General features: G+C 59.8%; 1 pseudogene. It reads left to right on the forward strand.

The features are described 5' to 3' along the window. Window positions 1-976: pseudogene (locus tag AM629_RS21230) on the forward strand (S-layer family protein); the annotation flags it as partial.

Consider the following 976-nt stretch of genomic DNA (forward strand, 5'->3'; position numbering starts at 1 on the left):
TTTGAACTGAGTTTGCCGCCGGAAACCGTCAAAGGACAAACAGTCGACCCGGTGATACGCGTGGTGACGCCCGATACCCGCTTACCGGATAACAGCCTGTATACCGTGCAGCCGGGCAGTGACAGCCACTATCTGGTGGAGACCGACCCGAAATTTACCCAGTACAAACCCTGGCTGGGGTCAGACTACATGCAGCAGCAACTCACCCATGACCCGGCTTTGGTGCACAAACGGTTAGGTGACGGGTTCTATGAACAGCGGCTGGTGCGGGAGCAGATTACCCAGCTGACCGGCCAGCGCTATCTGCCGGGCTACAATAACGATGAAGCCCAGTTTAAAGCGCTGATGGATGCCGGCGTTGCCTTTGGCAAACAGCAACAGTTGACGCCGGGCGTCGCCCTGAGTCCGGCGCAGATGGCGCTGCTGACTTCGGACATTATCTGGCTGACCAACCAGACGGTCACGCTGCCGGACGGCACTACCGAGGTGGTGACGGTGCCGCAGGTGTACGCCCGGGTGAAATCCGGCGACCTGCGCAGTGATGGCGCCTTGCTGGCCGGGAATACCGTGGCGCTCAACAGTCAGGGCGATATCACCAACAGCGGCACAATTAACGGGCGGGATGTGACTCAACTGACGGCCAACAACCTGACCAACCGCGGCTTTATTCGTGGTGGCAAAGTGGATTTAGCGGCCCAACAGGCGCTCACCAATCGGGGCGGCCGGATTCAGGGGGATGACCGGGTGACCCTGAAAGGCCGCGATATCACCAGCGCCTCGACCGTACGCGGGGATGAAGCTAACCGCTGGCTGGACCGTCCGGCAGGCATTTATGTGCAGAACGATAAGGGCACCCTGTCGCTGAGCGCCATCAATAACGTCCAGCTCACCGCCAGTGACGTCAGGAATGCCGGTCAAGACGGTCACACCGAAATAACGGCAGGCCATGACCTGACGCTGGACACCTTAAACACGC

This window comes from Photorhabdus heterorhabditis (assembly GCF_001280945.1).
GTDB classification, from domain to species: domain Bacteria; phylum Pseudomonadota; class Gammaproteobacteria; order Enterobacterales; family Enterobacteriaceae; genus Photorhabdus; species Photorhabdus heterorhabditis.